At 57.9% G+C, this 4,483-nt stretch carries 4 protein-coding genes and 1 pseudogene; all 5 read right to left on the reverse strand.

What is annotated here, in order from left to right:
- Nucleotides 1-722, reverse strand: a 722-nt coding sequence (locus ACXJ5O_RS19790; protein WP_457301390.1) for a molybdopterin-dependent oxidoreductase, incomplete at its 3' end; no start/stop codon positions are given.
- A gap of 1 nt (nt 723) precedes the next feature.
- Nucleotides 724-1,056: a nitrite reductase small subunit NirD gene (nirD, locus tag ACXJ5O_RS19795; protein ID WP_183662987.1), complete on the reverse strand. Its 333-nt coding sequence runs from the start codon at nt 1,054-1,056 to the stop codon at nt 724-726.
- Between the two features lie 4 nt (nt 1,057-1,060).
- Nucleotides 1,061-3,526: a nitrite reductase large subunit NirB gene (nirB, locus tag ACXJ5O_RS19800; RefSeq protein WP_457301391.1), complete on the reverse strand. Its 2,466-nt coding sequence runs from the start codon at nt 3,524-3,526 to the stop codon at nt 1,061-1,063.
- A gap of 1 nt (nt 3,527) precedes the next feature.
- Entirely contained in the window at nt 3,528-4,325 is a 798-nt protein-coding gene (locus ACXJ5O_RS19805) for an ABC transporter ATP-binding protein (protein ID WP_112531485.1), read from the reverse strand.
- 11 nt (nt 4,326-4,336) lie between these two features.
- A pseudogene (locus tag ACXJ5O_RS19810) lies at nt 4,337-4,483 on the reverse strand (nitrate ABC transporter permease); the annotation flags it as partial.

The raw sequence follows: 4,483 nt of genomic DNA on the forward strand, positions 1-4,483 counted from the left end.
ACATAATGCCGCTCGACCGCGCCCTGCGCTGCGAGAAACCCGAGCAGACCGACGAACAATGCCGTATCGCCATCCGGTTTTATTTTGAGATGCATGTCGGCAATATCGGCGGTCACGGTGCGGCGCGGATCGATAAGCACGACGCGCATCTCCGGACGCCTGACCTTTGCAGCGGCGATGCGCTGATAGAGCACAGGATGGCACCAGGCAAGATTGGAGCCCGTCAGGACGATGAGATCGGCGAGATCCAGATCCTCATAGGTTCCGGGAACCGTATCCGACCCGAAAGCGCGCCTGTGTCCCGCCACCGAAGACGACATGCACAGCCGCGAATTGGTGTCGATATTGGCCGAACCGATAAAGCCCTTCATCAGCTTGTTGGCGACATAATAATCTTCGGTCAGCAATTGGCCGGAGACATAGAAGGCTACGCTGTCAGGGCCATGTTCGCTTATGGTTTCAGTAAAGCGGCTTGCCACGAGATCGAGCGCTGTATCCCAGCTTGCGGGCTGGCCCCCTATCTGCGGTTCGAGCAGCCGCCCCTCCAGATCGAGCGTCTCGCCAAGAGCGGAGCCTTTCGAGCAAAGACGCCCGAAATTGGCAGGGTGCAGGGGATCACCCTTGATGCGAACCGCTCCGCTCTCCTCCCTTGTGGCGAGAACGCCGCAGCCCACTCCGCAATAAGCGCAGGTGGTGCGAACGGTAGTGGGGAATTCAAGCATTCTATTCCGCCGCCACGGCAGTGCGCTCAAGCAGGGCAAATATCCGCTCGCCATCGCGCTTTATCGCAATGGTTTTGACGCTGCCCTCATCGGCTCCAAGCGCCTTGCCGGTTTCGAACGAAATCACCCAATTGTGCAGCGGGCAAGTCACCGAAGCACCATGGACAATCCCTTGGCTCAACGGCCCGCCTTTGTGCGGACAATGATCGTCAATGGCGAAGACCTGATCCTCCATCGTGCGGAATACGGCGATCTTGCCTTGCGGTGTCATCACACAGCGCGCGCCACGCCGAGGAATATCGTTGAGCGCACCGATTTCAATCCAGTCGTTCATGCCCTCACTCCGCTGCTTGCTGGTAAGCTATGGTCGCCATGGGCTGGAACTCGTGCTTGTCCACGCCGGACACTCGCTCGGACCAGGGATCGACCTGCGCAAATTTCTGGCTGAAGACGAAGCGGTCGAAATACCCCTTGCGCTTATCCGCATCGCCCATGATCTGCCGGCGGATTTCATCGAGGCCGACACGCTTGGCCCATTTATAGATGCGCTCCAGATAACGGCCCTGCTCGCGGTACATCTGAGCCAGTGCCACCACGTGCTCCAGCGCCTCATCCTCAGTATGGACCAGGCCAAGGACTTCCGTTCCTTTGATATCGAGCCCGGCTGCACCGGCAAAATGAATCTCGAAGCCTGAATCGACGCAGATAATTCCGATGTCCTTGCAGGTCGCCTCGGCGCAATTGCGTGGGCAGCCGGATACCGCCATTTTCAGTTTGGCTGGCGTCCACGATCCCCACATGAACTTCTCGATGCGGATGCCCAGTCCAGTGGAATCCTGCGTACCGAACCGGCACCAGTCCGTCCCGACGCAGGTCTTCACGGTGCGCAGACCCTTGGCATAGGCCTGGCCTGAGACGAAGCCAGCCTTGCCAAGATCGGCCCAGACAGCGGGCAAATCTTCTTTCTTGATGCCGAGCATGTCGATGCGCTGACCACCGGTGACCTTCACCGCCGGTATCTCGAACTTATCGACGACATCGGCGATGGCACGCAGTTCCTTCGAGCTGGTCATGCCACCCCACATGCGCGGAACGACCGAATAGGTCCCGTCTTTCTGGATATTGGCGTGGACGCGCTCATTGATGAAACGTGACTGGTAATCGTCGGCATATTCATCCGGCCAATCCGAGACGAGATAATAGTTCAACGCCGGGCGGCATTTGGCGCAGCCGCAGGAGGTCTTCCACTCAAGCTCCTGCATCACAGCAGGAATGGATTTCAGACTCTTTGCCTTGATCAGGCGGCGCACATCGTCATGGCCGAGATCGGTACAGCTGCACATGGGCGTGACTGCGGAAGGGTTATAGCTATCTCCCAATGTCAGCGACAAAAGCTGCTCGACAAGTCCGGTGCAGCTTCCGCAGGAGGCGGAAGCCTTGGTATGTGCACGCACATCGTCAAGCGATGTCAGTCCTTTGCCCGTAATGGCGCCGGTGATCTTTCCCTTACAAATGCCGTTGCAACCGCAGATTTCCGCATCATCTGGCAAGGCTGCAACGGCCGCCATAGGGTCCAGCGGGGACCCTCCCTGATAGGACTGGCCGAAAATCAGGGTCTCGCGCATCTCCGAAATGTCGGTGCGCTTTTTGGTGAGATCGTGGAACCAGGCACCATCGGAGGTTTCGCCATATAGAACGGTCCCGATGATGCGGTCATCCTTGAGAACGAGGCGCTTGTAAACGCCCGCAGAGGCATCGCGCAACACGATTTCCTGCCGGTCGTCCCCCTCTCCCAGATCGCCGACCGAAAACAAGTTAATGCCGGTGACCTTCAGCTTGGTCGGCGTTTCGCTATGGACAAAGGCTGCCTCGCTATTGCCTGCAAGCTGGGCCGCAACCACCCGCGCCATCTCGTAGAGCGGTGCGACAAGTCCGTAGCACTGGCCGCCGACTTCCGCGCATTCGCCAATGGCAAAAATGTCCGGATCGGATGTACGCATTCCGGCATCCGTGACAATGCCGCGATTGCATTCAAGCCCCGCCTCCTTGGCGAGCGAACCACTCGGCCGGATGCCCACAGCCATCACCACAAGATCGGCGGGGAGCACCGTCCCGTCGGCAAGCAGGACACCCTCGACTTTCTTTTCCCCGATAATCTCCTTGGTGCTGGCTTTGGTGAGGACCTTGATGCCGCGTGCTTCAACCGCCTTCTCGAGGAGATAGCCCGCTGCAGGATCGAGCTGCCGCTCCATCAATGTCGGCATGACGTGCAGGACGGTCACGTCCATATCGCGGGATTTGAGTCCAGCCGCCGCTTCGAGACCCAGCAATCCGCCGCCGATGACCATGGCCTTTGCCCGCGATTGCGCCGCCAGCAGCATTGCCCTGACGTCATCGAGGTCGCGATAGGTCAAAACACCTGGAAGGTTATTGCCAGGCACCGGCAGGATAAAAGGTAAAGACCCGGTGGCGATCAGAAGCTTGTCGTAGGGTTCGGTCGTTCCCGCATCGGATGTAACCGTTTTGGCAACGCGGTCGATATTGACCACCTTGTGGCCCTTATACAGCATGATCCCATGCTTGATGTACCAGCCATCGCCATGGATAATGATTTCCTCGAATTCCTTTTCGCCGGAAAGCACCGGCGACAACATGATCCGATCATAATTGACACGCGGTTCGGCATTGAAAATCGTCACGTCATAAGCGTCTGGCGCCAGTTCGAACAAATGTTCCAGCGCGCGGCCCGGTGCCATGCCGTTGCCAATGATAACCAGCTTCTGCTTTTTCTCAGGTGCTTCCATCTCACGCAGCCTCCACAAGCCGATGACGTTCGTAGAGGAACTTCAGCACTGCCGAGCGGCAGCGAATATAGGTAGCATCCGACGCGAGTTCGATGCGGCGGCGCGGACGAACAAGCGGTACGTCCAGGACTTCTCCGATCTTGGCCGATGGTCCGTTTGTCATCATGACAATGCGATCAGAAAGAAGCACCGCTTCATCCACGTCGTGAGTGATCATCAGTACTGTATTGGCAAGTTCGGCATGAATCTGCATCACCTGATCCTGAAGGTGTGCACGCGTCAGTGCGTCAAGAGCCCCAAACGGTTCGTCGAGAAGCAGGACTTTTGGCTCCATCGCCAATGCCCGAGCAATGCCGACACGCTGCTTCATGCCGCCCGATACTTCCGACGGGCGCTTGTCCTTGGCATGAACCATCTGAACCAGTTCAAGGTTGCGCATGGTCCACTCATGCCGCTCGACCCGGCTTTTCGTGCCCGAGAAAACCTTGTCCACGGCCAGTTTGACGTTCTCATAAACTGTCAGCCACGGAAGCAGAGAATGGTTCTGAAACACCACCGCCCGGTCTGGTCCCGGTGCATCGACGACAACGCCCTCAAGAAGCACCACGCCGCGCGTTGCCTCTGTCAGGCCGGCGACAATGTTGAGCAGCGTCGATTTCCCGCAGCCGGAATGGCCGATAATCGATATGAACTCACCTTTGTCGACGTCGAGGGAGACCTGGTTCAGAACTTGTGTGCTCGCGCCACCGCGACTGAACACCATGTCGATCTGTTCGAGCGAGAGATAGGGTTTTGACATGATTATTTCCTTCAGGCGCTGAGCGTGTTGCGGGTGACGACTTTGGCAATGGACGCAATGGCACGATCGAGGAGATAGCCAACCATGCCGACATAGATGAGCGCGAGAATGATGTCGCTCATGCGCGAGGAGTTCCATGCGTCCCAGATGAAAAAGCC

Source organism: Phyllobacterium sp. P5_D12 (assembly GCF_054049495.1).

Excerpts from the sequence above, each read along its gene's own strand:
- nirD (WP_183662987.1), bottom strand. The coding sequence starts at position 1,056 with ATGAACGACTGGATTGAAATCGGTGCGCTCAACGATATTCCTCGGCGT.
- nirB (WP_457301391.1), bottom strand. The coding sequence starts at position 3,526 with ATGGAAGCACCTGAGAAAAAGCAGAAGCTGGTTATCATTGGCAACGGC.
- ACXJ5O_RS19805 (WP_112531485.1), bottom strand. The coding sequence starts at position 4,325 with ATGTCAAAACCCTATCTCTCGCTCGAACAGATCGACATGGTGTTCAGT.